The sequence below is a fragment of the Hephaestia mangrovi genome, from assembly GCF_019880555.1.
Taxonomy (GTDB): domain Bacteria; phylum Pseudomonadota; class Alphaproteobacteria; order Sphingomonadales; family Sphingomonadaceae; genus Sphingomonas; species Sphingomonas mangrovi.
Map to the genome: position 1 here is coordinate 437,627 of NZ_JAINVU010000001.1, position 26,855 is coordinate 464,481.

Sequence of the window (26,855 nt, forward strand, 5' to 3'; positions counted from 1 at the left end):
ATCAGCCCCCGGCTGCCTTCCCGCGAGGGGAGGCATGCACGGGGGATGGGTGCTGTCGCTGTCGCGCCGGGCTGGATGCGTTTCAGCGCTTATGGCGCTCAATCCGTATCATGCTCGTCGTCCATGGATGCTGAACCAGGTTCGGCATGACGGACTCTATCAGGAGGACGGCGATCAGCCCCCGAACGCGGCCTTCACCTTGTCGAAGAAACCGCTGGCTTGCGGGCATTCCTCGCCGGTTTCGGTATCGCGGAACGCTTCGAGCAGCTCGCGCTGCTTGGCCGATAGCTTGGTCGGCGTCTCGACCTCGATCCGCACCACCAGATCGCCACGGCCGCGGCCTTGCAGCACCGGCATGCCGGCGCCGCGGTGGCGGATTTCGCGGCCCGACTGGATGCCGGCGGGAATCTTGACGGTATAGGTCTCGCCATCCGGATTGGGGATCTCGATCGCCCCGCCCAGCGCCGCCGTGGTGATGCTGATCGGCGCGCGCGCATAGAGCGTGGTGCCCTCGCGCTCGAAGATCGAATGCCGCGCGACGTGGAGGAAGATGTAGAGATCGCCGGCCGGCGCGCCGCGCATGCCCGCTTCGCCTTCGCCGGCGAGGCGGATGCGGGTGCCTTCGTCGACACCCGCCGGAATGTTGACCTGCAGCGTCTTGGTGGTGTCGATCCGGCCCTCGCCGCGGCAATCGCGGCATGGCTCGGCGATCATCTCGCCGACGCCGTGGCAAGCGGGGCAAGTGCGCTCGACGACGAAGAAGCCCTGTTGCGCGCGGACCTTGCCCATGCCGGCGCAGGTCGCGCAGGTCTTGGCCTGGGTGCCCGCCGCGGCGCCCGAGCCGCTGCACGATTCGCAGGCGCTGGTGACGTCGATGGTGATCTCGGTCGCCTTGCCGTGGAACGCGTCTTCGAGGCTGATTTCCATGTCGTAGCGCAGATCGGCGCCGCGCCGTGCGCCGGGCCGGCCGCGCTGCTGCGCCGCGCCGCCCATGAACTCGCCGAAGATATTCTCGAAAATGTCGGAGAAAGCGCCGAAATCGGCCGCGCCGGCATGGCCGCCGCCACCGCCGTTCTGGAACGCGGCATGGCCGAAGCGATCATAGGCCGCGCGCTTCTGCGGGTCTTTCAGGCAATCATAGGCTTCGCTGACCGCCTTGAACTTCGCCTCGTGATCCTTGCACCCGCCATTCTTGTCCGGGTGATATTTCATCGCGAGCTTGCGATAGGAGGACTTGATCGTCCCGGCATCGGCGTCACGCGAGCAACCGAGCAGTTCGTAATAATCGACTTGGGTGGTCATGATTGGCCCCCGGTCCCCATGCCGTCACCCCCGCGCACCGCCGTCGACGATCGACGGCGGCCGGCGCGGCGGTGACGGAGGGTCCGCATTCTACTTACGCCTTGTTGTCGTCCACTTCCGAGAATTCGGCATCGACGACTTCTTCTTCTCCGCCGGCCTCCGAGCCCGCGGCGGCGCCTTCAGCAGCGCCGGCCTCACCGGCCTGCTGCTTCTCGTAGATCGCCTGGCCGAGCTTCATCGCGACCTGGGCGAGCGCGTTGGCTTTTTCCTTCATCGCCTCGGCATCGCCACCCTCGACCGCGGTCTTGGCTTCGGCGATCGCCGCTTCGATTTCCGACTTGAGGCCGGCATCGACCTTGTCGCCATTCTCCTGGAGCTGGCGCTCGGTGGTGTGGATCAGGCTCTCGGCGTTGTTCTTGGCTTCCGCCGCCTCGCGACGCTTCTTGTCGTCGTCGGCGAACTGCTCGGCGTCCTTGACCATCTTGTCGATGTCGGCGTCCGACAGACCGCCCGACGCCTGGATGCGGATCTGCTGTTCCTTGCCGGTGCCCTTGTCCTTGGCGCTGACGTTGACGATGCCGTTGGCGTCGATGTCGAACGTGACCTCGATCTGCGGCACGCCGCGTGGCGCCGGAGGAATGCCGACCAGATCGAACTGGCCGAGCAGCTTGTTGTCAGCCGCCATCTCACGCTCGCCCTGGAACACGCGGATCGTCACCGCCTGCTGGTTGTCGTCGGCGGTCGAATAGGTCTGCGACTTCTTGGTCGGGATCGTCGTGTTGCGATCGATCATCCGGGTAAACACGCCACCCAGCGTCTCGATGCCCAGCGACAGCGGCGTCACGTCGAGCAGCAGCACGTCCTTGACGTCGCCCTGCAGCACGCCGGCCTGGATCGCGGCGCCGATCGCGACGACCTCGTCCGGGTTGACGCCGGTGTGCGGCTCCTTGCCGAAGAACGACTTCACGACGTCGCGCACCTTGGGCATGCGGGTCTGGCCGCCGACGAGAACGACCTCGTCGATGTCAGCCGCCTTGAGCCCGGCATCGGCCAGCGCCTTCTTGCAGGGATCGAGCGTGCGATCGACCAGCGAATCGACCAGCTTCTCGAGATCGGCGCGGCTGATCGTCTTGACCAGATGCTTCGGGCCGTTCTGATCGGCGGTGATGAACGGCAGGTTGACCTCGGTGGTCTGCGCCGACGAAAGCTCGATCTTGGCCTTCTCGGCAGCTTCCTTCAGCCGCTGCAGCGCCAGCTTGTCCTTGGTGAGGTCGATGCCCTCATCCTTCTTGAAGCCGTCCGCCAGGTAATTGACGATCTTGTTGTCGAAATCCTCGCCGCCGAGGAAGGTGTCGCCGTTGGTCGACTTCACCTCGAACACGCCGTCGCCGACTTCGAGGATCGAGATATCGAACGTGCCGCCGCCGAGGTCATAGACCGCGATCGTCTTGTTCTCGTTCTTCTCGAGCCCGTAAGCGAGCGCGGCCGCGGTCGGCTCATTGATGATGCGCAGCACCTCGAGGCCGGCAATCTTGCCGGCATCCTTGGTCGCCTGACGCTGGGCGTCGTTGAAATAGGCCGGCACGGTGATGACCGCCTGGGTGACCGTCTCGCCGAGATAGGCCTCGGCGGTTTCCTTCATCTTCTGCAGGATGAAGGCGGAGATCTGCGACGGCGAATAATCCTCGCCGCCCGCCTGCACCCAGGCGTCGCCGTTCGGCCCCTTGACGATGTGATAGGGCACCAGCTCGGTGTCCTTCTTGGTCACGGGATCGTCGAAACGACGGCCGATCAGGCGCTTCACCGCGAACACCGTGTTGTCGGGATTGGTTACCGCCTGGCGCTTGGCGGGCTGGCCGATCAACCGCTCGCCATCCTTGGCGAAGGCGACGATCGACGGCGTGGTACGTGCGCCTTCCGTATTCTCGATCACCTTGGGCTTGCCGCCCTCCATCACTGCCACGCAGCTGTTAGTCGTGCCGAGATCGATACCGATTACTTTTGCCATGGTCCTGTTTGGCCCCTCACGAACAATAATAACGTCGATGCACCGAGCGCCCGATAGGGCCGCTTTGTGCACCTTTCCGCCGAGCGATATAGGGGGGCTGATGCTTGCCGCAAGATTATCGCGTGCGTAGGACGGCCGCAAAGGTTCCCAATTCGGGAGATTCTATCGTGAAGACCGCGTTTTTGTATCCCCTGGCGGCGCTTGCGCTCGCATCGTGCGGCGGGCCCAAGGAGGTGACAGTCGATCACGGCTGGGTGCGGCTGCCGGTTGTCGCCGGGCGGCCGGCCGCGGCCTATTTCACGCTGCACGGCGGCAAGGCGGGCGCAATCATGATCGGCGTCTCGTCCCCCGATGCGCAATCGGCGCAGATGCACCAGAGCATGGAAGCGAACGGCGTTTCGACGATGATGCCGTTGACGCAGGTGGTGGCGCCCGCGGGCGGCAAGGTGCGCTTCGCCCCCGGCGGCAAGCACGTCATGCTGTTCGGGCTGAAACAGGGGATCGCGCCGGGGGGCAACGTGCAGCTGCACTTCGCCTTCGCCGACGGCAAGACGATCGATTACGCCGCCAAGGCGGTGGCGGCGACCGATCCGGCGCCCGAGGATTGAGCAGGCGGCATCCGTCTCGCCCGCTGACGCCGGGTGAGGCCGCGCTGGCCGGCACGATATTCGGCGCGGCGATCGATTATGAGCGGGTGCGCATCGTGCGCGGCAAATGGGCGTTCTTCCAGCCGCGACGGACGGTGATGGCGCCATGCGGGCATGTGCATTTCCATCCGCAAGGGCCGTATTATCGCGACGATTTCGCCGTGGGCGATCTCGGCGACCAGGGATTGTTCATCCATGAGATGACCCACGTCTGGCAGGCGCAAACGCGCGGGACGCTGTACCTGCCGCTGATGCGCCATCCGTTCTGCCGCTATGCCTATCACTGGCAGCCCGGCCGGCCGTTCGAACGCTACGGCCTCGAACAGCAAGCCGAGATCGTGCGCCATGCCTTCCTGCTCGAGCGCGGTTTCCGCCTGCCGGACAAGCCGCCGCTGGCCGCCTATCGCGCGCTGTTGCCGTTTTAGGGTGTGCGGATATTCAGCCCATGGCGGGCTGCAAAGCGCGGCTTACTGCGCTTTAAGGTGCTCACGTACTGAAAGTACGCTGCGCGCCGGTTCTCGCAACGCCTCACCCTGATCTGATGGAGATCGCAGTCCTGCGCGGAAGCCCCGTCATGCTGAACTTGTTTCAGCATCCATGGCGCATCGCTGACCGATCGGGTGTGGCTGCTGTCGGTCCATGGACCCTGAAACGAGTTCAGGGTGACGGTTCGATCTTGATACAGCGAAGGTCGTTTCCACCACACCAGGGCGTGCGGATATTCAGATCGCGGTGGTTGCCTTGCATCGTCATGCCGGACTTGTTCCGGCATTCACCGTGCCGCAAAATCAATGGCTTGAGGATATGAGGCGCTGTGGACCCCGGAACAGGTCCGGGGTGACGAGTGAAGCTGACATCCATGGCGCATTGCTGACCGATTGGGCGTGGCGGCTGTCGGTCCATGGATGCTGAAACAAGTTCAGCATGACGATGCAGATGGCCTCAGCTCGCCAGCGCTTCGACCTGTTCGGCGAGCTCCAGCCAGCGCAGCTCGGCGGCTTCCTTTTCCTCGCGCGCCTTGGCGATGCCTTTCATCAGCGCGTCGAACCGCGCCGGATCGCGGGTGAAGAGGTCGGGATCGGCGAGCGCCGCTTCGTCGCGCGCAATGCCCGCGTCGAGCTCCTCGATGCGCTTGGGCAGCAGGTCGTAATCGCGCTGGTCCTTGTAGCTCAGCTTGGTCTGCTTCTGGGGCGGCGGGGGAGCCGGCGGCGGGGCGCCGGCGGCCTTCTTCGCCTCGGCCTTCGGCTTGCGCTTGCGCTGCCAATCTTCATAACCACCGGCGACGATATCGACGCTGCCGGAGCCGTCGAGCCCGAGCGTCACCGTCACCGTGCGATCGAGGAAGTCGCGATCGTGGCTGACGATCAGCACGGTGCCGTCATAATCGGCGATCACTTCCTGCAACAGGTCGAGCGTTTCCATGTCGAGATCGTTGGTCGGCTCGTCGAGCACCAGCAGGTTCGATTGCCGGGCGAACTCGCGCGCCAGCAGCAGGCGCGAGCGCTCGCCGCCCGAGAGCGTACCGATCAGGGCATCGGTAAGGCTTTCCTCGAACAGGAATTCCTTGAGGTAGCCGCGAATGTGCTTCTTGGCGCCGCGCACCTCGATCCAGTCGCCGCCGTCGGCGAGCACGTCGCGGACGCGCTTTTCGGGCGATAGCAGGCTGCGCTGCTGATCGATGATGACGCCATCCAGCGTCCTGGCCAGCGTGACGCTGCCCTCGTCGGGCTGGATATCGCCGGTCAGCAGCTTGAGCAGCGTCGTCTTGCCGGCGCCGTTCGCGCCGACGATGCCGATGCGATCGCCGCGCTGGATGCGCAGGGTGAAATCCTTGATGATCGTGCGGTCGCCGTAGCGTTTGGTGACGTGATCGGCGGTGATGACGCTCTTGGTGCGAACGTCGTCGCTCTCGATCGCCAGTTTGGCGGCGCCTTGCGGGCCGAGCATCGCGGCGCGTTGCGCGCGCATCTGGTGGAGTTTCTCGAGCCGGCCCTGGTTGCGCTTGCGCCGCGCGGTGACGCCGCGTTGCAGCCAGTGCAATTCGAGCTTGAGCTTGGCGTCGAGCTTTTCCGCCGCGCGGGCTTCCTCGGCATAGACCGCCTCGGTCCATGCCTCGAAGCCGCCATAGCCGATCTCGCTGCGGCGCAGGCTGCCGCGATCGAGCCACAAGGTCTGACGGGTGAGCCGGGTGAGGAAGGTGCGATCGTGGCTGATGACGATGAACGCGCCGGTATAGCGGTTGAGCCAGTCCTCCAGCCACTCGATCGCGCCGAGATCGAGATGGTTGGTCGGTTCGTCGAGCAGCAGCACGTCGGGGTTCTGCGCCAGCGCGCGGGCGATCGCGGCGCGCCGGCGCTCGCCGCCCGACGCGGTTGCCGCCTCGCGGGCCATGTCGATGCCGATCTGGTCGGCGATCGCTGCGACCTCATGCTCGGCCGGCGCATCGTCGCCGGACAGGGCATACTCCATCAGCGTCGCGAAACCGGCGAGCTTCGGCTCCTGTTCGAGCAGCACCACCCTGGTGCCCGGCTGGATGATCCGGCGGCCTTCATCGACCTCGATCAAATCGGCAATCGCCTTGAACAGCGTGGTCTTGCCGGCGCCGTTGCGGCCGATCAGCGCCAGCCGGTCGCGCGCGCCGATGTTGAGATCGATGTTGCGGAACAGCCAGCCCGATCCCTGGATCAAGCCGAGTTTTTCATATGCGAGGACGGGAGCTGCCATGATGCCGCGCGAGGTAGGGGTATCAGCCGGGCGGGGCAAGCGGCGGAGTCTTTTGTTGGGTTACGGCACCAGCCCGCTCCCCCACCCGACGTCCCACAGGATAATCGCATTGGGTGGTCGGGTGGGGGGGGGAGCGGGCCGGTGCCGCTCTCTCATGGGCAACGCATTCATAGGCTATTCAACGGGGCGCCGATATGCGAGGCGCGATGAAGATGGGATCAACCGTTGCGATTGCCCTGGCGTCCGCGGTGTTGCTGCCGGCGGGCCACGCCGGGGCGCAGCACCGCCGCGACGACCAGCAGATGGCGCGCCAGGCGCGCCGCGACGGGCGCATCATGCCCGTTCCCGAGATCGAGCGCCGCGTCGTGCCGACGATGAAGGGCGCGCAATATCTCGGTTTCGATTTCGATCCGGACGGCGCCATTTACACGCTCAAGTTCCTGCGCAATGGAACGGTTATCTGGGTCGATGTCGACGGCCGCTCTGGCCGGGTCATCGGCCGCACCGATCAATAAGGCCGCTTCGCGCCGCCGCCGACAGGGGAAAGACATGCGCGTTCTGATCGTCGAGGATGAGCCCAATCTGGGCCAGCAGTTGAAGAATACGCTGGAGGGCGCAGGCTATGCGATCGATCTCGCCACCGATGGCGAGGACGGCCATTTCCTGGGCTCCACCGAGGCTTATGATGCCGTGGTACTCGATCTCGGCCTGCCCGAGATCGACGGGCTGACGGTGCTCGATCGCTGGCGCAAGGAAGGCAAGACGATGCCGGTGCTGGTGCTCACCGCGCGCGACAGCTGGTCGGACAAGGTTGCCGGGCTCGATGCCGGTGCCGACGATTATGTCGCCAAGCCGTTCCAGACCGAGGAACTGATCGCCCGCCTGCGCGCGCTGATCCGCCGCGCCTCGGGCAATGCCTCGAGCGAGCTCACCGCCGGCGACGTGCGGCTCGACACGCGCTCGGGCAAGGTCACCAAGGACGGCAATCCGGTGAAGCTCACCGCGCAGGAATACAAGCTGCTGAGCTACCTGCTCCACCACAAGGGCAAGGTGGTCAGCCGCACCGAGCTGATCGAGCATATCTACGACCAGGATTTCGATCGCGATTCGAATACGATCGAGGTGTTCGTGACGCGCATCCGCAAGAAGCTGGGGCAGGACGTCATCACCACGATCCGCGGCCTCGGCTACAGCCTCGAGGATCCGGATGAGGCGTAATCGACTGGCGGCGGCGGGATGAACACCACTGCCGACGAGGCGGACGCGCCGCAGCGCCGGTCGCTGTGGCAGCGATTTCTGCTCGGGCGCCGGCAGATCAGGCAGCGCACCGACGGCTCGCTGAGCCAGCGCATGATCCTGGTCGCGGCGCTGTGGATCGGCGTGCTGCTGGCGGGCGGCGGCTATGCGCTCGATCGCGTGCTGACCGGCGCCTTGACCAGCTATTTCGACCAGTCGCTCGAAACCGTGCTACGGGCGCAGATCCTGTCCGCCGAGATCGATCCCTATGGCGACGTGATGTTCAACCGCACCGCCGCCGATCAGCGGTTCCTGGAGCCCTATTCGGGGCTTTACTGGCAGGTGAGCGGCGCGGGGCATGAGGATCTGACGTCGCGATCGTTATGGGATCGCACGCTCGATTTCGGCGATCCCCAGCGCCATATCGAGCCCTTCTCGTTCAGCAGCGACCAGTTCCCGACCGAGAAGCTGCGGATCATCGCGCAGGACGTGAAGCTGCCCGGATCGAAGACGTGGTGGCGCTTTCAGGTCGCCGAGAGCCGGGACGGGCTCAATGCCCAGATCGCGGTGCTGCGGCGGACGCTGGTGCGATCGTTCCTGCTGCTCGGCGCCGGACTGGTGATGATGGCCGCGCTGCAGACGCTTTACGGCCTGTGGCCGCTGCGCAAGGTGCGGCTGGAGATCGCCAAGATGCGCGCCGGGCGCGCTTCGCGGATCACCGAGGCGATGCCGATCGAGGTCGCGCCGATGGTCGACGAATTGAACGCGCTGATCGAGCATAACGAGCGCCAGGCCGAGGAAGCACGGCGCCACGCCGGCAACCTGGCGCACGCGCTCAAGACGCCGCTGACCGTCATCATGAACGCCGCCACCGCCGATTCGGCCGATCTTTCCGAGACGGTGGTGCGCGAGGCGCGGACGATGCGGCGGCAGGTCGATCACCATCTGGCGCGCGCCCGCGCGGTGGGGCGGCGCGGCCATGCGCACAGCCGCGCCGACGTGTGGCCGAGCCTCGAATCGGTCGAGCGCGCGGTCTCGCGGCTCTACCCACACGTCCGCTTCGACATGGACGGGCCGACCGATCTGCAAGTCCATGTCGAGCGGCAGGATCTCGACGAGATGCTCGGCAATCTGATCGAGAATGCCGCGAAATATGGCGGCGGCAGCGTGTTCGTTACCGTGCGCGGGCAAGCCGGCTTCGTCGAGTTCCTCGTCGAGGACGACGGCGCCGGCATTGCCGAGGACGATCGCTCCCGGCTGTTCGATCGCGGCGCGCGGCTCGACAGCGGCAAGCCGGGCACTGGCCTCGGCCTCGCGATCGTTCGCGACGTGGCGGAAATTTACGAAGGCACCGTCGGGCTGGAGGAAAGCGAAGACTTGGGCGGGCTGCTCGTGCGGCTGCGTTTGCCGGCGGCGAACTGAGGAACGTCCACGGCTCGCCCTGTTTTGCGTTATGCCTCAGCCATACCGAGGGCCGCAGATCTGATCGTTGCCGGCAAGGCAGATCTGGCACCCCTTGCTGGTCGCCACGCCGTTGGCCAGTTCGGCGAAAATCTTCCGGGCCTGCGGGCTTTCCACCGCCGCGCGGATTCCGTCGAAATCGGATAACGAACCGAACGTCGCGGTGCTGTCCATATCGAGACAGCAGATGCCGAGCTTGCCGGTGGCGAAGATAGCGAGCGACGGTTTCTGGACGAAGCCGCAGCGATTGCCGTCGGCGTTGATCATGCGGCGGCCGACCGACCAGTCCGGATGATGCTCGAGCAGCAAATTGGCATATGTTCCGACCGGCCGAGGCGATATGAAAGCGAATTGATCCTTGCCGTCGACATCCCGCCACTTCAGCACCGGAAGATGCCCCTGGTCACCATGCGAGGCACCGAAGAACGATGCTTCGATCATTTCTGGCTGATTGGTGAGCGCCTTGACCCGGCGATCGGCCGGCGCGCCGGCGGCGATTTTCGCGGCGATATTCTCCCACTTGCGGACGTGGCGCATCATACGATCGGGTGAATCGGGGAAGGCGCCGCGCACGCGCGGATCGACGCGTTTGTCCTCGGCGCCATTGGAAACCATCTGATAGAGTCGGAGATGGCCGGGCGCGCCCTCGTGCGCCATCTGCGCCAGCAAGGCGGAGACGCGATCGACCAGCGTGTCATAATCCCCGATCTTGGCGCTGCGCGTGGCGGCATAGGATTGCTGGCTGTCATTGTGCAGCGAGACCGCGATGCCGGTCGGATAATTGTGCGACAGCTGCGCCAGCTTCTTTTCGACCAGCGTCATACCGTGCGTCGTGAAGAAGGTGGGGAAGGGTAGCGCCTTTTTCCGAATGTATGCCAGGATTTCTGCGATGTTGGGGTGCAGCAGCGGTTCGCCATAAGCATTGAGCTGCATCGAACCGACGTGGACGGTGGTGGCGAGCTGGTCGATGATCTGCTTGACCTGTTCCAGCGGCAGCCATTGCCGCGCGTCCTCGCGGTGCATATCCGGGCAGAAGCCGCATTTCTGATTGCAGAAATTGGTGATCTCCAGCCACACGATATCGATATGGGGGCGGCCGCCGACGGCCGGATAGGCGGGCCTCGGGGTATCACGGAAATGTTCGAAATAGCCCCGTACCTCTTTCAGGACGTCGGCGTCGATCGACCGCCACTCGGCGCTGCCGGGCGGCGCGGCGAGCAGCGCGGCGGCTTCGGCCGCGACGCGCGGGGCGGCAGCGAGCGCAAACACCATACTTTCGGTGCCGAACGACGCGCTTTTGCCGTCGCCGCACAGATGGACGGCCATCACCGCAAGGTCGGCGGCCAATCCCCGCCTGGCGTCGTCGGCCACCGGCAGCGCGATCGCACGCGCCAGGATCGCCAGCGAGCGGTCGAATTGTCCCGCCTCGGCGAGGTGCCGGGCGAGCGCGCGATGGGCAACGATTTCCAGCGGATTGGCCTCGATGATGGCAGGAAGGTCTTCGATAGCGCCGCCGAAGCCGCAAGGCGCCGTCCACAGCGCGCCGATGCCGGGCGCCAACCCCAGGAAGCGAAGCCGCGTCGCCCGGACCGCCGATTTGAACCTCGGCGACGGGCGCTCCGCCTTGGCAGTTTCGAGCAGGGCATCGGCGTCGGCGCCGCGGCCGGCCGCGTTGATCAGCCCGGCTAGGCACAGCACCGTCGCGTCGGGAAGCTCGGCAAGAACGCCTTCGCCGTTCGGGAAATTCGCCAGCAGCAGGAGGTTGTGCGCAGTTTCCGCCGACGCCTGATCGAGCATCGCGTAAAAGCGGTGAACGGCAAGCGCGGCCGGATCGGCCTCCAGCGCTTCGAGGACATGGCAGAGCAACTCGACGACCACCGGCTGCGCGCCGTCGTCACAAAGGGAAACCCCGCGATCCCGAAGAATGGCCAGCGCACTTTCGGTAGCCTGGATGCCAGCCGCTTCGAGCACCGCCAAGGCCGCGGCAACGGGATCGACGACGACGGCGGGAGAGAGACTGGCAACCCTGTTCATGTAGATAACCCCGGAGAATGCGCCCAGAAGAAGCGATGGTCATGAACGGGGCTGGTAAACATATCGCTAACCATGGCGGGCGGCGCCCGACGTTGGCGGTGATCGCCACTCATCCCCGCGCCAACTGTGGAACGTGGTGGAGCCGCGGACGTCGATCACCTGATCGACCAACGCGGGATCGGCGAGGATCTCTCCATCGAGCATCAGCACCGCGAAGTCATGGACCAGCGCCCAGCTGCGCAACGTCAGCAATCGCGTCGCGGTAAACGCCGCGTTCTGAAAATCTATCGGCCCTAGGCGGCGACGGTTTCGCGCATCGCTTCGGCGGTGATGGTCAGGCTGTGCTTGCGGGCGTCGTGATCGTAGATCGCGCTGGCGATCATCAGTTCGTCGGCCCGGGTGCGCTCGACGAAGGCGGCGATGCGGCGTTCGATCGTCGCTCGGCTGCCGACCGCCGAACATTGCAGGACATGATCGAGGATCGCATTGCCCTGCGCGCCCAGCGTGTCGCGATAGTCGGCGACCGGCGGCGGCAGCTGGCGCGGGTTGCCGGTCCGCAAGGCGACGAACGCCTGCTGCTGCGAACTGGCGAGCAGCTCGGCTTCGGCATCGCTGTCGGCGGCGAAGACGTTGAAGCCGCACATCACATAGGGTTTGTCGAGCTGCGCCGACGGCTTGAAGTCGCGGCGGTAGATGGCGAGCGCCTGATCGAGCGCATCGGGCGCGAAATGCGAGGCGAAGGCATAGGGCAGGCCGAGCGCGGCGGCGAGTTGCGCGCCGAACAGGCTCGATCCGAGAATCCACAAGGGCACGTGGGCGCCGGCGCCGGGCGTCGCGCGGATGCCGGTCTGGCCGTCATCTGCAAAATAGCTCTGCAGCTCCATCACATCGCGCGGGAAGGCGTTGGGATCGCTGTCGAGCGTGCGGCGCAGGGCGCGCGCGACGCGCTGGTCTGATCCCGGCGCGCGGCCGAGCCCGAGATCGATGCGGCCGGGAAACAGCGCCTCGAGCGTGCCGAACTGCTCGGCGATGACCAGCGGCGCGTGATTGGGCAGCATGATCCCGCCGGCGCCGACGCGGATCGTTCGCGTCGCCGCGGCGACATGGCCGATCACCACCGCGGTCGCGGCGCTGGCGATGCCCGCCATGCCGTGATGCTCCGCGCACCAATAGCGTTCGAACCCCAGCGCCTCGACATGCCGCGCCAGATCGGCGGCATTGGCAAGGCTTTGCGAGACCGTGCCGCCTTCGACGACGGGCACGAGATCGAGCAGGGAATAGGCTGTCATGACGCCGAACATGGGTGGCGATGGCGCCGGTGGGAAGGGGGCCATTCCTTCCCTCCCTACAAGAGAGGGGAGATCAAGGCGTCACGGCACCCCGTTCAGAACGCCACGCCGTAGCGCAGCGCCACGCCGCGATCGTTGGGCAGGCTGGCGAAATTGCCGGGGTCGCGGCGCCAGAACAGGTTGGTCTGCAGCGTGCCGCCGGCAAGCGGAAAGCCGTAGCGGGCCTCGACGTCGATCTCGCGGCCGGTGGGCGCAAGGTTGAGGCGTTCGTCGGACCATGACGTCACCGATCGCGTGGCATAGTCGTAATAAACCGGCATGTGCAGATTGATCCCACCCGAGGCGACGCGCAGCGGCTGCGCGACGCCGATGCCAAAGCTGTCCTGCGCGCCGAACACGCCTTGCTTGCCGAGGCTCGCGGCATAGGCGTTGGTGAGGATCGTGCCCGAGCCGCTGAGCCCCGAGCGCACGTCGGCGAAGGTCCAGCCCTGACGCGCGGTGCCGGCGAGCGACCAGCCGCCGCCGAGATCGAGCGTCGCGTGCGCATCGACGAACCAGCTCGTCGCGCGGCTGTCGCCGAGCCCGGCGCCGAACCGCGCGCCGAGCACGGTATCCTGCTCGGCGAGCCAGCTTCCCGCCAGCGACACGCCGAGGGGCCCGAACCGCCGATCGGCGGCGATCGTCGCGCGACTGTAGCCGAAGCGGCGATAGCCGTGGCGCTGGGCATAGCCGCCGGCGACGGGCGCGAGCACGTCACCGGTCTCGATCGCGGTGGTCAGGCCCCAGGCGCCGAGCCGCTGGCGCAGCGCCGCCGAGCTGCCCGCGTCGGTGAGGAAGCCCTGGCCCTCGGTGGGATCGCGCGCGACGAGGAAGGCGGGATCGCTGCGTCCCTCGAGCCGCGCCGTCAGCGTCGCGCCGCTTTGCGAGAAGCCAATGGCGAATTGCGCATCGTCGTTGAGCCGCGTCGTCACTACCCCGGCGATCGCGCGCGCCTGCATCGCCTGGCCCGGGGTGAGCATCAGGCGATCGATCCGCGCCTCATCCGGCCGGCCTTGCGCGATCGTCACCGCGATCGACATCCGCCCGGCATCGACCGAGAAGCTGCGGTCGCGGGTTTCCAGCGCGCCGGTCAACGTATGGACCGGGCCGGCGTTGCTGATCGTGCGTGCGAGATCGACGGCATAAGCGCGATCGAACCCGTCGAGCACCACCGCGCCGAGCGGCCCTTGCGCGGCATCGCCCATCGGCGCGGACAGCACCGCGTTCGACGCCAGCGAGACGGCGCCCTGCGTGCCGGCGACCGACGTCGTGCCCTGCGGCTGGAACGCGCGCGTAAGATCGAGCACGCCGTGGCCGAATATGTTGTCCACCCCGGCCGCGCCGACATCGCGCGCGCTGGAGAACAGGATGTCGATGATCTGCGCGCCGGTGAGGTTCGGGAATGCCTGGGCGAGCAGCGCGACCGCGCCCGAAATCTGCGGCGCGGCGAGCGAGGTGCCGCTCCACAGACAGGCCGTGTCGTCGCTAGGGCACGGCGCGATCACATTGTCGCCGACCGCGGCGAGATAATAAGCCGAGCCATCGCCGGCCTTGTTGCTGAACGACGATAGCTGATCGTCGGCGCCGACCGAGCCGGCGATGATGACCATGTGATTGGACGAGGTGGCGTGGGCCGAGACATCGGCGAAGCCATCGGGATTAGCGGCCGAATCGTTGCCCGCGGCGATCACCACGACGACGCCGGCTTTCGCTGCCGCGGCGATCGCGTTGAGCACGCTCTGGCCCGGCGTGTCGCCGCCGAGCGACAGGTTGATGACCCGGGCGCCGTTCTGGACCGCGGTGGTGATGCCCTTGGCGATCGCGGTATCGTAGAATTGGCAACCCGATTCGCCATCGGTGCCGGTCTGCGCGCAACTGCCCGGCGAATCGGCACGCATCACCAGCAAGGTGGCGTCGAAGGCGACACCTTCGGCCCCGGTGCCGTTGCGCCCGCCCGCCGCGGTGAAGGCGACGGCGGTGCCGTGGCCGTCCTCGTCGTTGATCCCGCGGTTGCTGGCGACATCGGTCGAGGCCGGATCGATGCGGCCGGTGAACGCGGTATTGGCGCTGTTGATGCCGCTATCGACGACGCCGATCTTGACGCCCTTGCCGGTCGAACCCGCCTGATAGGCGACCAGCGCGTTCATCGACACCGCGCCGGCGGTGTTGCGATATTCGGCCGTATCGTAATCGGTGGGCGGCTGGGTTGGCGTGGGTGTGGGCGTAGGTGTGGGTACAGGAGTGGGTGTGGGTGTGGGTGTGGGTGTGGGTGTTGGCGTCGGCGTCGGCGTCGGCGTCGGAGAAGGCGTCGGGTGCGGTGGCGCGGGCGTGCTGTTGACGCCGCCACCCCCGCCGCATGCCGCGACCATCATCATCGCGGCCAGCGCCGCCCCCTGCGTCAAGCGTGCGCGACATTCCCCCATGGCCAACGCTCCCCTGTTACCGGCCCCATGTGATCCGCATTATCGATCGGAAAGGTTTCCCAATCTTGTCACCTTCGGTTTCCGACCTCCCTTGCCCCCGGGCCGGACGGCGCCTAAGCCCGCGCCGCCATGCTTGCCCGCCTCGCCCCCGTCCGCAACTGGATTTTCGATCTCGACAACACGCTCTATCCGGCGAGCGCGAGCCTGTTCGAGCAGATCGACGCCCGGATCGGCGCCTATGTGGCCGATCGTTTCGCGGTCGACCGGCACGAGGCGCGGCGCATCCAGAAACATTATTTTCATCAGCACGGCACCACGCTTGCCGGGCTGATGGCCGAACATGACGTCGATCCGCACGACTATCTCGGCAAGGTCCACGACGTGGAACTGGACGTGATCGAGGAGAATGCCCCGCTCGCTGCCGCGATCGCGCGGCTGCCGGGGGAGAAGTTCGTCTTCACCAATGCCGATGCCGCTTATGCCGGGCGCGTGCTCGAACGGCTGGGGCTGAGCGAGAGCTTCGCGGGCATCCACGACGTCCACGCCTGCGGCTACGTGCCCAAGCCGCATCCCGATGCCTATGCCGGAATGTGCGACGCGTTCGGGATCGACCCGGCGCAAAGCCTGTTCGCCGACGATATGGCGCGCAACCTGAAACCCGCGCACGCGATCGGCATTACCACCTTGTGGATCGACAACGGCTCCGAACAGGGCGCCGACCCCGATCGTTCTTTCATCGACTTCAGCACCAGCGACCTCACGCGCTGGTTGCACGACATCTTGGAGGCCGCATGACCGACCAGCTTCAACAGACCATCGACGCCGCCTGGGAAGACCGCGCGAGCGTCAGCCCCGAAACCAAGGGCGACGTTCGCGTCGCGGTCGATCGCGCGCTTGCGATGCTCGACGCCGGCACTGCACGCGTCGCCGAGCCCGATGGCGCGGGCGGCTGGCGTGTCAACCAGTGGCTCAAGAAGGCGGTGCTGCTGTCGTTTCGCCTCAACGATATGGCGGAGATCGCCGGCGGGCCGGGAACGGCGAATTGGTGGGACAAGGTGCCGTCCAAATTCTCCGCCTGGGGCGAGGCTGAATTCCGTTCGGCGGGCTTCCGCGCGGTGCCCGGCTCGATCGTGCGCAAGGGGGCGTTCATCGGCAAGGGCGCAGTGCTGATGCCGAGCTTCGTCAATATCGGCGCTTATGTCGGGGAAGGAACCATGGTCGATACCTGGGCAACGGTGGGCAGTTGCGCGCAGATCGGCAAGAACGTGCACCTTTCGGGCGGCGCCGGGATCGGCGGCGTGCTGGAGCCGCTGCAGGCCGACCCCGTGATCATCGGCGACGGCGCGTTCATCGGCGCGCGCGCGGAGGTGGCCGAGGGCGTGCGCGTCGGCGAGGGCGCGGTGCTCTCGATGGGCGTCTATCTGGGCGCCTCGACCAAGATCATCGATCGCGCGACCGGCGAGGTGCATCGCGGCGCGGTGCCGCCCTATGCGGTTGTGGTGCCGGGGTCGATCGGGGGTGGCGACGGCAAGCCGGCGCTCTATTGCGCGGTGATCGTCAAGACGGTGGACGCGCAGACCCGCGCCAAGACCGGCATCAACGAGCTGCTGCGCGATTAAGGCGAAGCGTGACCGAGCCCAGCCACACCAACCCTGCTCGTCCCGAGCCTGTCGAAGGACGTGTTTACGCAAGCGTCTCGGCACCCGCCGGGGCGCCCTGCGACAAGCTGAGGGCGAACGGAAAACTGTGGTGGCGCCTCTTTCTTGCCGGTTGGCTGTCGGCTCTCGTCGCGCCCGTAGCGGCGCAGACGATCCCGATCGAGCCGGCCAGGGTGGTCGCGCGGTTTCCGCATGATCCCCGCGCGTTTACCGAAGGGTTGCTGTGGCATGACGGCGCGCTTTACGAGGCGACCGGGGAGCCGGGGCGCTCGTCGATCCGCAAGGTCGATCTCGCCACCGGCAAGGTAGTGCAGAAGATCGAGATTCCGCCGCCGACGTTCGGCGAGGGCATCGCGATCTGGAAGGGCGAGATCGTCAGCCTGACGTGGAAGCAGCAGACCGGATGGCGCTGGAATCTCAAGGATTTCCGCAAGATCGGCGAATTCCACTATCCCGGCGAGGGCTGGGCGTTGACCAGCGACGGCACGCACCTGCTGATGAGCGACGGCAGTGACGAGATCCGCGTGCTCGATCCCGCGACGATGAAGGAAGTGCGGCGGATCGCCGTCACCGCCGATGGCCGCCCGCTCGACAATATCAACGAGCTCGAATGGGTCGATGGCGAAATCCTCGCCAATGTGTGGATGACCAACGTGATCGCCCGGATCGATCCGGCGACCGGCAAGGTGACCGGCTGGATCGATCTTTCCGCGCTCACCGCCGAGATCGATCCGAAGAATGTCGACGACGTGCCCAACGGCATCGCCTGGGATGCCCGCGGCAAGCGGCTGTTCGTCACCGGCAAGGACTGGCCGACGCTATTCGAGATCAAGCTGCCGCCGCGCCCGGCCGCCGCGGCGCGATAGCGGTCGCATAGTCTCGACATCGTCACAGGCACCGCTTATCGCCGCGCCGGAAGGAGAGCCGTTTCATGCCCAAGGCCAGCCATATTCTCGATCGCGTCCTCGTTCTCGAAATGGTGCGCGTCACCGAAGCGGCGGCGATCGCGGCGTCCGCGATGGTCGGCCGCGGCGATGAAAAGGCCGCCGATGCCGCCGCCGTCGAGGCGATGCGCGAGGCGCTGAACGGGCTCGACATGAACGGAACGGTGGTGATTGGCGAGGGCGAGCGCGACGAGGCGCCGATGCTCTACATCGGCGAGAAGGTGGGCCGCGGCAACGGCGACAGCCCGGCGATCGACATCGCGCTCGATCCGCTGGAAGGCACGACGATCACCGCCAAGGCGGGGCCGAACGCGCTGGCAGTGCTGGCGATCGCCGAGAAGGGCTGCCTGCTCAACGCGCCCGACGTCTATATGGACAAGATCGCGATCGGCCCGGGCTATCCCAAGGGCACGATCGATCTGACCAAGTCGCCGACCGAGAATGTGAAGGCACTGGCCAAGGCGAAGGGGGTCAAGCCCAAGGAAATCATCGCCTGCGTGCTCGATCGCCCGCGCCACGAGAAGCTGATCGCCGAGCTGCGCGGGCTGGGCTGCGGCATCATGCTGATCCCCGACGGCGACGTGGCGGGCGTGATCGCGACCAGCGATCCCGACACCACGATCGACATCTACATGGGGCAGGGCGGGGCCCCCGAAGGCGTGCTGGCGGCCGCGGCGCTGCGCTGCGTCGGCGGGCAGTTCCAGGGGCGCTTGTTCTTCCGCAACGAGGACGAGCGCGCGCGGGCCCGCAAATGGGGGATCGAGGATCTCGACAAGGTTTATGATCTCAAGGAGCTGGCGCAGGGTGACTGCATCTTCGCGGCGACCGGCGTCACCGACGGCTCGCTGCTCGAAGGCGTCAAGCGTTTGCGCGGCAAGATGACCACAGACAGCGTGGTGATGCGCGCAAGCTCGGGCACCGTGCGCTGGGTGAAGGGCGAACACCGGATCGGGTGATGCTGGCGAGCGTCGTCGTCCTGGCGCTGGCGCTTGGGGCGTATGCCTATTTCTTCAAAGGCGATTTCGGGCGGCTGAGTGAGCTGACGGCCTTCCAGCCGCCGGGGTGGCGGCGGCGATATGGCGTGTGGATCGCCAAATCGTGGTTGCTGTTCGCCGCACCGGCGTTGATCGGGCTGGCGCTGCTGGGGAAGCTGGACGCGGTTGTGGTGATGCCCGCTGCCTTCCTGCCGCTGGCGCAGCAGGCGGGCTATCCGGCGCCGATCCTGGGGGAAGGCATCGCGATCGGGCTGATCGCCGGGTCGCTGATCGGTGCGGGCTGGACGCTGGTGCGCCGCCGCAAGGGCAAGCCGCCGGCGATGCTCGGCGATTTCTCGACGCTGCTGCCGCGCGACCGCAGCGAAGGCTGGCTCGCCGCCGCGTCGGCGATCTCGGCCGGGATCACCGAGGAGCTCTATTTCCGGCTGCTGCTGCCGCTGGCGATCGCCGGAGTGACGGGCAGCGCGGCGGCGGGCTTCGTCGTGGCGGCGATCCTGTTCGCGCTGGCGCATCGTTACCAGCGCTGGCTGGGGGTGATCGCGACCGGGCTGGTGGGCGTGCTGTTCGCCTATCTCTACCTGCAGAGCGGCGTCTTGTGGGTGGCGATGGCGGTGCATGCGGCGGTGGATCTCAACGGCATGGTGGTACGGCCGGCGCTGGCGGGCATGCTGCGGCGCACCGATTGAGTCCCCCGTGTTTCGTTCTGGAACAAGGGGCTGCCGAACCCGTAACGATTTTGCGGGAGCGCAATCGTAAACGCGGCGTTAACATCTTCATGATGAAACGCCGACTCGTCCTCACCAACGAAGGCGCGGGCCACCCCATGCGCCGCCGTTTGCCGCCGCCGCGCCTGCCCAGGCGGGCAGCCGATCAGGATCACGACTGGAAGCTGTTCGTGCTGAGCTTCTCGGCGTTTTTCGTCTGTTTCTATACCTTCTTCATTTAGGACGCGGGGTCGCAGCCGCTGCATCGACCCCGGCCCGAGCGCGAAAGCGCGAGGCTCAATCGCAGGCGAGGTGGAGCTTTTGGGCGATCCAGGCGGCGACCAGGCACATCGCGGCGGCGAGGAACAGCATGTCCTGAGGTGAGGTGCCGATTGCCGCGAGCGCCGATACCATCGCCGCGCCGATCACCATCGCGCCCGAATTGACGACGTTGTTCGCTGCCACCGTCCGCGCCGTCTGGTCCTTGGTGACGGTGGTGGTGAGGAAGGCATAGAGCGGCACCACGAACATGCCGCCAGTGATCGCGATGCCGGCCAGGGACAGCATGATCGGGATCGCCTGCGGCATCTCGACGAATTCGGTGATCGAATAGAGATGGCCGCCGGTCGCCGGGCTCCAGGTCCGCGACAGGAGCGAGAAGGCGACGACGAAGCCGCCCATCGCGATCACTGATACCGGCGCGAACCTGGCCGAAATGCGGCCGTTGAGCAGGCGGTTGATGATGACCGAGCCGATCGCGATGCCGACCGAGAAGATCGCCAGCACCAGGCTCGCCACGCGCTCGTCGGCGGTCAGCAGGTTTTTCACCAGCGGCGGGAACAGGGTGATCAGCACCGCGCCGATCGTCCAGAAAAAGCTGATCGCGCAGATCGCCAGGAACAGCCGCGGAATGTGCATGGTGGCGTTGATCAGCCGCCACGACGATGTGAACGGATTGTGGCTGATCTCCAGTTTGGGCCCGATGCGCGGCGCCGGCGGCACCATGCGGCCCGCGACCCAGCCGATCGCCGCGACGACCAGCACCGCGATCGAGGATTGCTCGACCGAGAGCGCGCCGGCGAGGATCGTGCCGAGCAGGATCGAGAGATAGGTGCCCGCCTCGATCAGCCCGGTGCCGCCCAGCACATGTGCGGAATCGAGATGCTGCGGCAGGATCGCGTATTTGATCGGGCCGAAAAAGGTCGAATGCACCCCGAGCAGAAACACCGCGCCGAGCATCAGGCCGATGCCGATCGCGGTGTGGCCCCGCAGCGCGATCATCAGCCCGGCGCCACCGACCAGCATGATGCCGATCTCCGCGGTCTTGACCCAGCGGATGATCTTGGCCTTGTCCACGGTATCGGCGAGCTGGCCCGACAGTGCCGAGAGGATGAAGAACGGAATCAGCGACAGGCCGATCGCGCAGGCGTTGAAGGTCGATTCGACGCGGGCATCGTTGAACACGCGATAGGTGGCGAACAACACCATCGCCTGTTTGAACAGGTTGTCGTTGAAAGCGCCCAGGAATTGCGTGACGAACAACGGGAGGAATCGGCGCTCCTTGAGCAGACCGAGCGCACCAATCATGCGGGAAAACGCCTCTTCGACACCTCAACCGGGGCCGGGCATAGCCGAGCGCGGCGACAAAGCGCAAATCATTGCCGACGGTCGGCCTTTCGCAGTCCGCCACGGACCGCTACATCGCGAGACGATGCTGACTTTACCCAACATGCTGACGCTGTCGCGGATCGTTGCGGTGCCGCTGCTGGCGTGGCTGCTGTGGCTGCCGGCCTGGCACGTCGGCTATGCGCTGGCCTTCGCGCTTTACTGCCTGATGGGCGTGACCGATTATTTCGACGGCTATCTGGCGCGCGCGCAGGGGACGGTCTCCAAGCTCGGTATCTTCCTCGATCCGATCGCCGACAAGATCATGGTCGCGGCGGTGATCCTGCTGCTGGTCGGCACGCGCGACGGCGCGCCGCCGGTGATCGGCGGGTTCAACCAGATCGCCGCGCTCATCATCCTGTTGCGCGAGATCATGGTATCGGGGCTGCGCGAGTTCCTGGGCGGCATCCAGGTTTCGGTGCCGGTATCGCGGCTGGCCAAGTGGAAGACGACGCTGCAACTCGTCGCGCTCGGCGCGCTGATCCTCGCCGGTGCGCTGCCCGATTGGCCGTGGCTGCACCTCGCCGGGATCGCCGCGCTGTGGGGCGCCGCCGCGCTGACGCTGATTACCGGCTGGGATTATCTGCGCGTCGGCTTGCGGCACATGGATTGAGCGCGTGGCGATCGAGATGCTCTATTTCGCCTGGGTGCGCGAGGCGATCGGCACCGGCAGCGAGCGGATCGATCCGCCGGGCGAGGTGACGACGGTCTCCGCGCTGATCGAGTGGCTGGCCGGGCGCAGCGCGGGCCATGCAGAGGCGTTTGCCGATCGCGCGCGGTTGCGCGCGGCGGTCGACCAGCGGTTCGTGCCGTTGGAAGCGCCATTGGGCGATGCGCGCGAGGTGGCGATCTTTCCACCGGTGACGGGCGGATGATCCGCGTTACCGAGCGGCCGATCGATGTCGCGGCGCTGCTCGACGCGCTGCCCGAGACGGGCGCGCTTGCCACGTTCGTCGGGCGGGTTAGAGCCGACGACGGTGTGACCGAGCTGATGCTGGAACATTATCCCGGCGCGACCGAGCGCGCGCTGGAAGCGGTGGCGGCAACGGCGACGGAGCGGTGGGAATTGGCGAATGCCATAATCGTCCACCGCATCGGCGCGATGGCGCCGGGCGAGGCGATCGTGTTCGTCGCGGCGGCGGCCGCGCATCGCCAGGCGGCGCTCGACGCCTGCGCCTTCATGATCGACCGGCTGAAGACGGACGCGCCGTTCTGGAAGCGCGAGACCCGCGGGCGCGAGGCCCGCTGGGTCGAGCAGCGCGGCGGCGACCGGGCCGCCGCCGCGCGATGGGATCACGACCCCGACGAGTCGTCCTGATCGCCGGTGTCGTCGGCTGGCGTCGCCTCGTCGCCGGTCGCCGGGGCGGCGGTGGTGTCGCCGGTGGCCGGAACGGCCGCGGCAGGCTGCGCCACCATGTTCGGCGACAACACGCCGTTGATATATTCGATCACGCCGTTCGATTCAGTGTCGGACAATTTGGCGATGAACGCCTTGCCACCCTTGACGTCGGTCAGCTGGATCGCGCTGGCGCCCTGCAGCGTGAGCGTCAGCGGCTGGCCGTCGAGCGTGTTGAGCGTCATCGTGCCGCCGCCGGCCTTGAGCTGCTTGAGCAGTTCCTGCGCGGTGTAGCTGCCCGAAACGATGTGATATTTGACGATCTGCGCGGCGCTCGACTTGTTTGCCGGATCGAGCAGTTGATCGACCGTCGCCTGGCCGAGTCGGCCGAACGCGGCATCATCGGGCGCGAAAATGGTGACCGGGCCGGGGCCGGAAAGCGTCGCGGTGAGATCGGCGGCCTGCGCCAGCTTGACCAGCGTGGTGTGGTCACTCGAGGTCTGCAGCGCCTGCGCGACGGTGGTGGTCGGGGCGGGCGTCGGCTGGACCGGAATCGGTGCCGGCGTGGGCGTGCCGGTCTGCCCGGCCGTTTGGGCCAGAGCAGGCGTCGCGGCGATCAGTGCCGCCGCCGAGAGAGCGGAAATGGAAACAGCCTTGGTCAATCGCATGATCTTCTCCTGTTGGTTCGCAAGGGGCCATAGGTTTGGCGGCGAGGGCTTGTCAAAAATCGGGTCGTGCGGTGCGCGCCGGCAGCCAATCGCCATGTTGTCCGTCATTATGCGAGATCCGGGATGAGCACGCCATTAACCACCTGGACCAGCCCATTGGCTTGCGGCACGTCGCCGGTCGTGACGTAGCTGTGGTTGCCGTTGGTATCGGTCAGCGTCACGATATCGCCGGTCAGCGTGACGGTGAGCGCATCGCCTTCGATGGTCGCGAGCCTGGCGCTGCCGCCGCCGGCCGCGACTTGCTGCTTGAGGCCCGCAATGGTGACGCGGCCGGGAACGACGACATAGGTGAGCAGCTTGACCAGCGACGCCTTGTTCTCGGGCTTGAGCAAGGTATCGACCGTGCCCGGCTGCAAGCGGCTGAAGGCATCGTTGGTCGGCGCGAACAAGGTGTAGGGGCCCGGACCGGTGAGCGTCTGATCGACCCCGGCGGCGCGAAGCAGCGAGACCAGAGTGGTGAGATTGGGCGCCTTGGCGACATTGGCGGCGATTGTGCCGGCAGGATCGACTACGGCGCCGCCGATGGTCGGTGCCGGCGCGGATTTGGCGTGGCGGGCGGCGGGCTTGGCCGATGGTGTTTCGGCATGGTCTCCGGACGAAGAGCAGCCGGCGAGGGCAAATGCCGCGGCGAATGGCAGAATCAGGGCAGTCGAACGCATTGGCGGCTCCGTGACGATCGCAAGAAATACGGACGAGCGGCTATTTGGTTTCGATTCGCTGCCGAAAGCAACTCATTGCGCCGCCGAAAGGACATCAGCGAGCAGGCGGAAATCCTTCTCGCGCGGGGAAGCCCGGCGCCAGACCAGCGCGATGGTGCGCGACGGATGCTCGGCCTCGAGCGGGCTTGCAACGATCGCGGTGTGATCGAGGATGCCGGCCTTGAGCGCCATTTCCGGCAGCATCGTCACGCCGAGGCCATTGTCGACCATCTGGACGATGGTGTGGAGCGAGGTGCCCATCATCGCCGCTTCGGCGCGCAATTCGGGACGGTTGCATGCGGCGAGCGCGTGATCCTTGAGGCAATGGCCGTCCTCGAGCAGCAGCAGGCGGTGCTCGTCGATTTCCGACGGGCGCACGCTTGCCGCGGCGGCATCGGCTTCGTCCTCGGGCGCGGCGACGAACAGCCGGTCCTCGAACAACGGCTGCGCGGCAACCTCGCCGCACGCATAAGGCAGCGCGAGCAGCACGCAATCGGTGCGGCCGCTGTGCAGGCCCTCGCAAGCGGGGCCGCTCGGCTCCTCGCGCAGGAACAGCCTGAGATCCGGGTAATCGCGCCGTAGCAGCGGCAGCACGCGGGGCAGCATGAACGGCGCGATCGTGGGGATGACGCTCATCCGCATCTCGCCAGACAGCGGGCGGCCGGCGGCGCGGGCGAGGTCGCCCAGCTCCTCCGCCTCGCGCAGCACGCGGCGCGCCTTGTCGGCGATCTGATCGCCCAGCGGAGTGAAGCGCACGACACGGCGGGTGCGCTCGACCAGGGTGACGCCGATCAGCGTTTCGAGCTCGCGGATACCTGCCGACAGCGTCGACTGGGTAACGAAACACGCCTCCGCCGCGCGGCCGAAATGGCCATGATCCTTGAGCGCAACGAGATATTGCAGCTGCTTGAGCGTCGGCAGGTAGGTGGTGCTCAGTGATCGTCTCCGTCGATGACGGGAAGGCGTTTAATCATTCTTGGCGATCACGCAACAACCTGTCACCCCGGACTTGTTCCGGCATGACGGCGGAAGTTCGCCTCATATGGATCGTCATGCTGAACTTGTTTCAGGGTCCATGGCGCATCGTCAGCCGGTGCGCTTAGCGGCGATGGAGCACCATGGACCCTGAAACAAGTTCAGGGTGACGATTTGATTTTGATGTCGCGACCTTCGATTCACGATGTCGGGATAGAACGACCCAAAGCGTTCGCCACGGCTCAACGATTCCGTTTGCCATCCCTAGGCCGCCTCCAGTTCCTCCGCCGGCAGCCGGATCAGGTAATCGAAGGCCGATAGCGCCGCGGTCGAGCCGGCGCCCATCGCGACGACGATCTGCTTGAACGGCTCGGTGGTGACGTCGCCGGCGGCGAAGATGCCGGGCTGCGAGGTTTCGCCGCGCGCGTCGATCTCGATCTCGCCGCGCGGGGTGAGCGCGACCGCTCCCTTGAGCCATTCGGTGTTGGGCACCAGGCCGATCTGGACGAACACGCCCTCCAGCTCGATCTCGTGCTGCGTGCCGTGGTTGCGGTCCTTGTAGGCCAGCGCGGTCACCTTCTCGCCGTCGCCGCGGACCTCGGTGGTCAGCGCCGAGGTGATGACTTTGACGTTCCTGAGGCTGCCGAGCTTGCGCTGGAGCACTGCGTCGGCGCGCAGCTGGCTGTCATATTCGATCAGCGTGACATGCGCGACGAGCCCGGCGAGATCGATCGCCGCCTCGACGCCCGAATTGCCGCCGCCGATCACCGCGACGCGCTTGCCCTTGAACAGCGGGCCGTCGCAATGCGGGCAATAGGTCACGCCCTTGGTGCGATAATCGGCCTCGCCCGGCACGTTCATCTGCCGCCAGCGCGCGCCGGTCGACAGGATGATCGTGCGCGCCTTGAGGCTGGCGCCGTTCTTGAGCACCAGCTCATGCAGCTTGCCCTCGCCGCCGGGCTTGAGCTCGACGGCGGTCTGCAGGTTCATGACATCGACATCGTAATCGCGGACATGGCGTTCGAGATCGGCGGCGAGCTTCGGCCCGTCGGTCTGCGGCACCGAGATGAAATTCTCGATGCCGGCGGTATCGAGCACCTGGCCGCCGAAGCGTTCGGCGGCGATCCCGGTGCGGATGCCCTTGCGCGCGGCATAGATCGCCGCCGCCGCCCCGGCCGGCCCGCCGCCGACGACCAGCACCTCGAAGGGATCCTTGGCGGCGATCTTCTCGGCGGCGCGGGCTTCGGCGCCGGTATCGAGCCGGGCAACGATCTGCTCGATCTCCATGCGCCCCTGCGCGAACGGCTCGCCATTGAGGAATACCTGCGGCACGGTCATCACCTGGCGCTGCTCGACCTCCTCCTTGAACAAGGCGCCGTCGATCGCGGTGTGGCGGACGCGCGGGTTGAGCACCGCCATGGCGTTGAGCGCCTGCACCACGTCCGGGCAATTGCCGCACGACAGCGAGAAATAGGTTTCGAAATGATAATCGCCGTCGAGCGCGCGGATGTCGGCCGCGACCTCGTCTGCGATCTTGGGCGGATGGCCGCCGACCTGAAGCAGCGCGAGCACCAGCGAGGTGAATTCGTGGCCCATCGGCAGGCCGGCGAAGCTGACGCCGACGTCGCTGCCGGTGCGTTCGATGCGGAAGCTGGGTTTGCGCGCGTCATCGCCGTCGCGCCGCACGCTGATGAGATCCGACAGCGCGGCGATTTCGGCGAGGAGCTCGTCCAGCTCGCGGCTCTTGGCGTCGTCGCCCAGGCTGGCAACGAGCGCGATCGGCTGGCGAACCTTGGTGAGATAGGCCTTGAGTTGCTGCGTCATCGTGGCGTCGAGCATCGGAAAAAAGCTCCTCGAAAAGAAGAAAACGGCCCGGGTCGGGAGGGGAGGGGGACCGACCCGGGCCGCTCTGCACCCGGCCGTCAGCGAGGGAAGACGGCGGGCAAACGGTAGCAAGGCAACCCGTCACCCCGGAACGCGCCCGGGGGC

Annotated in this window: 26 protein-coding genes; 14 read left to right on the forward strand and 12 right to left on the reverse strand. The window is 66.6% G+C overall.

What is annotated here, in order from left to right:
* Positions 1 to 174: 174 nt before the first annotated feature.
* Both dnaJ and dnaK read right to left on the reverse strand, forming a co-directional pair.
* Positions 175 to 1,302: a molecular chaperone DnaJ gene (gene dnaJ / locus K7G81_RS02025; RefSeq protein WP_223029061.1), complete on the reverse strand. Its 1,128-nt coding sequence runs from the start codon at positions 1,300 to 1,302 to the stop codon at positions 175 to 177.
* Between the two features lie 94 nt (positions 1,303 to 1,396).
* Entirely contained in the window at positions 1,397 to 3,310 is a 1,914-nt protein-coding gene (gene dnaK, locus K7G81_RS02030) for a molecular chaperone DnaK (RefSeq protein WP_223029062.1), read from the reverse strand.
* A gap of 167 nt (positions 3,311 to 3,477) precedes the next feature.
* Between dnaK and K7G81_RS02035 the strand changes: the two genes are divergently transcribed.
* Both K7G81_RS02035 and K7G81_RS02040 read left to right on the forward strand, forming a co-directional pair.
* Complete coding sequence (locus K7G81_RS02035) at positions 3,478 to 3,918, forward strand: copper chaperone PCu(A)C (protein WP_223029063.1); 441 nt, start codon at positions 3,478 to 3,480, stop codon at positions 3,916 to 3,918.
* Entirely contained in the window at positions 3,915 to 4,382 is a 468-nt protein-coding gene (locus K7G81_RS02040) for a vgr related protein (RefSeq protein ID WP_223029064.1), read from the forward strand. Before K7G81_RS02035 ends, K7G81_RS02040 begins: the two co-directional genes overlap by 4 nt.
* A gap of 517 nt (positions 4,383 to 4,899) precedes the next feature.
* On the opposite strand, the gene K7G81_RS02045 is transcribed toward K7G81_RS02040, so the two are convergent.
* Positions 4,900 to 6,681 carry an ABC-F family ATP-binding cassette domain-containing protein gene (locus K7G81_RS02045; protein ID WP_223029065.1) on the reverse strand — a complete coding sequence of 594 codons (1,782 nt, stop codon included), beginning with the start codon at positions 6,679 to 6,681 and terminating at the stop codon, positions 4,900 to 4,902.
* 212 nt (positions 6,682 to 6,893) lie between these two features.
* On the opposite strand from K7G81_RS02045, the gene K7G81_RS02050 reads away from it, so the two are divergent.
* The 3 genes from K7G81_RS02050 to K7G81_RS02060 all read left to right on the forward strand — a co-directional run bounded on the left by K7G81_RS02050 (position 6,894) and on the right by K7G81_RS02060 (position 9,339).
* Complete coding sequence (locus tag K7G81_RS02050) at positions 6,894 to 7,196, forward strand: hypothetical protein (protein WP_369412007.1); 303 nt, start codon at positions 6,894 to 6,896, stop codon at positions 7,194 to 7,196.
* A gap of 34 nt (positions 7,197 to 7,230) precedes the next feature.
* The gene (locus K7G81_RS02055; protein ID WP_223029067.1) at positions 7,231 to 7,899 is read left to right on the forward strand and encodes a response regulator transcription factor; all 669 of its coding nucleotides are present in this window, start codon (positions 7,231 to 7,233) and stop codon (positions 7,897 to 7,899) included.
* Positions 7,900 to 8,031: 132 nt separating this feature from the next.
* On the forward strand, positions 8,032 to 9,339 hold the full coding sequence (locus tag K7G81_RS02060) for a sensor histidine kinase (RefSeq protein ID WP_223029479.1): 1,308 nt from the start codon (positions 8,032 to 8,034) through the stop codon (positions 9,337 to 9,339).
* Between the two features lie 36 nt (positions 9,340 to 9,375).
* On the opposite strand, the gene K7G81_RS02065 is transcribed toward K7G81_RS02060, so the two are convergent.
* The 4 genes from K7G81_RS02065 to K7G81_RS02080 all read right to left on the reverse strand — a co-directional run bounded on the left by K7G81_RS02065 (position 9,376) and on the right by K7G81_RS02080 (position 15,142).
* A complete protein-coding gene (locus K7G81_RS02065) occupies positions 9,376 to 11,412 on the reverse strand; it encodes a radical SAM/SPASM domain-containing protein (protein ID WP_223029068.1) in 2,037 nt (678 codons plus the stop codon).
* A gap of 66 nt (positions 11,413 to 11,478) precedes the next feature.
* Positions 11,479 to 11,664, reverse strand: coding sequence for a hypothetical protein (locus K7G81_RS02070; RefSeq protein ID WP_223029069.1), 186 nt, complete (start codon positions 11,662 to 11,664; stop codon positions 11,479 to 11,481).
* A 41-nt stretch (positions 11,665 to 11,705) separates the two neighbouring features.
* Positions 11,706 to 12,701, reverse strand: coding sequence for an LLM class flavin-dependent oxidoreductase (locus K7G81_RS02075; RefSeq protein WP_223029070.1), 996 nt, complete (start codon positions 12,699 to 12,701; stop codon positions 11,706 to 11,708).
* 95 nt (positions 12,702 to 12,796) lie between these two features.
* Positions 12,797 to 15,142 carry a S8 family peptidase gene (locus tag K7G81_RS02080; RefSeq protein WP_255586483.1) on the reverse strand — a complete coding sequence of 782 codons (2,346 nt, stop codon included), beginning with the start codon at positions 15,140 to 15,142 and terminating at the stop codon, positions 12,797 to 12,799.
* Between the two features lie 150 nt (positions 15,143 to 15,292).
* Between K7G81_RS02080 and K7G81_RS02085 the strand changes: the two genes are divergently transcribed.
* From K7G81_RS02085 to K7G81_RS02110, 6 genes are all read left to right on the forward strand, one after another.
* Complete coding sequence (locus tag K7G81_RS02085) at positions 15,293 to 15,958, forward strand: pyrimidine 5'-nucleotidase (protein WP_223029072.1); 666 nt, start codon at positions 15,293 to 15,295, stop codon at positions 15,956 to 15,958.
* The gene (gene dapD / locus K7G81_RS02090; RefSeq protein WP_223029073.1) at positions 15,955 to 16,782 is read left to right on the forward strand and encodes a 2,3,4,5-tetrahydropyridine-2,6-dicarboxylate N-succinyltransferase; all 828 of its coding nucleotides are present in this window, start codon (positions 15,955 to 15,957) and stop codon (positions 16,780 to 16,782) included. Before K7G81_RS02085 ends, dapD begins: the two co-directional genes overlap by 4 nt.
* A gap of 8 nt (positions 16,783 to 16,790) precedes the next feature.
* Complete coding sequence (locus K7G81_RS02095) at positions 16,791 to 17,687, forward strand: glutaminyl-peptide cyclotransferase (protein WP_369412008.1); 897 nt, start codon at positions 16,791 to 16,793, stop codon at positions 17,685 to 17,687.
* 65 nt (positions 17,688 to 17,752) lie between these two features.
* On the forward strand, positions 17,753 to 18,721 hold the full coding sequence (glpX, locus tag K7G81_RS02100; RefSeq protein WP_223029074.1) for a class II fructose-bisphosphatase: 969 nt from the start codon (positions 17,753 to 17,755) through the stop codon (positions 18,719 to 18,721).
* Positions 18,721 to 19,446: a CPBP family intramembrane glutamic endopeptidase gene (locus tag K7G81_RS02105; RefSeq protein ID WP_223029075.1), complete on the forward strand. Its 726-nt coding sequence runs from the start codon at positions 18,721 to 18,723 to the stop codon at positions 19,444 to 19,446. Before glpX ends, K7G81_RS02105 begins: the two co-directional genes overlap by 1 nt.
* Before the next feature lie 89 nt (positions 19,447 to 19,535).
* A complete protein-coding gene (locus tag K7G81_RS02110; protein WP_223029076.1) occupies positions 19,536 to 19,706 on the forward strand; it encodes a hypothetical protein in 171 nt (56 codons plus the stop codon).
* Between the two features lie 55 nt (positions 19,707 to 19,761).
* Here the strand turns inward: K7G81_RS02110 and K7G81_RS02115 are convergent, their stop codons facing one another.
* A complete protein-coding gene (locus tag K7G81_RS02115) occupies positions 19,762 to 21,051 on the reverse strand; it encodes an MFS transporter (RefSeq protein WP_223029077.1) in 1,290 nt (429 codons plus the stop codon).
* A gap of 124 nt (positions 21,052 to 21,175) precedes the next feature.
* Here K7G81_RS02115 and pgsA point away from each other — a divergent pair, with 124 nt between their 5' ends.
* Genes pgsA through K7G81_RS02130 form a run of 3 tightly spaced genes read left to right on the forward strand, consistent with a single transcriptional unit; the run spans position 21,176 to position 22,447 of the window.
* Positions 21,176 to 21,742 carry a CDP-diacylglycerol--glycerol-3-phosphate 3-phosphatidyltransferase gene (gene pgsA / locus K7G81_RS02120; RefSeq protein WP_223029078.1) on the forward strand — a complete coding sequence of 189 codons (567 nt, stop codon included), beginning with the start codon at positions 21,176 to 21,178 and terminating at the stop codon, positions 21,740 to 21,742.
* A gap of 4 nt (positions 21,743 to 21,746) precedes the next feature.
* Positions 21,747 to 22,004: a molybdopterin converting factor subunit 1 gene (moaD, locus tag K7G81_RS02125; protein WP_223029079.1), complete on the forward strand. Its 258-nt coding sequence runs from the start codon at positions 21,747 to 21,749 to the stop codon at positions 22,002 to 22,004.
* Positions 22,001 to 22,447: a molybdenum cofactor biosynthesis protein MoaE gene (locus K7G81_RS02130; protein ID WP_223029080.1), complete on the forward strand. Its 447-nt coding sequence runs from the start codon at positions 22,001 to 22,003 to the stop codon at positions 22,445 to 22,447. The genes moaD and K7G81_RS02130 overlap by 4 nt, the downstream gene beginning before the upstream one ends.
* Here the strand turns inward: K7G81_RS02130 and K7G81_RS02135 are convergent.
* The 4 genes from K7G81_RS02135 to ahpF all read right to left on the reverse strand — a co-directional run bounded on the left by K7G81_RS02135 (position 22,423) and on the right by ahpF (position 26,705).
* Positions 22,423 to 23,133, reverse strand: a complete 711-nt coding sequence (locus tag K7G81_RS02135) for a fasciclin domain-containing protein (protein ID WP_223029081.1) — start codon at positions 23,131 to 23,133, stop codon at positions 22,423 to 22,425. The two genes, K7G81_RS02130 and K7G81_RS02135, sit on opposite strands and share 25 nt — an antisense overlap.
* A 107-nt stretch (positions 23,134 to 23,240) precedes the next feature.
* Positions 23,241 to 23,852, reverse strand: a complete 612-nt coding sequence (locus K7G81_RS02140) for a fasciclin domain-containing protein (protein WP_223029082.1) — start codon at positions 23,850 to 23,852, stop codon at positions 23,241 to 23,243.
* A gap of 72 nt (positions 23,853 to 23,924) precedes the next feature.
* The gene (locus K7G81_RS02145; RefSeq protein WP_223029481.1) at positions 23,925 to 24,827 is read right to left on the reverse strand and encodes a hydrogen peroxide-inducible genes activator; all 903 of its coding nucleotides are present in this window, start codon (positions 24,825 to 24,827) and stop codon (positions 23,925 to 23,927) included.
* 303 nt (positions 24,828 to 25,130) lie between these two features.
* Positions 25,131 to 26,705: an alkyl hydroperoxide reductase subunit F gene (ahpF, locus tag K7G81_RS02150; RefSeq protein WP_223029083.1), complete on the reverse strand. Its 1,575-nt coding sequence runs from the start codon at positions 26,703 to 26,705 to the stop codon at positions 25,131 to 25,133.
* Positions 26,706 to 26,855 lie beyond the last annotated feature (150 nt).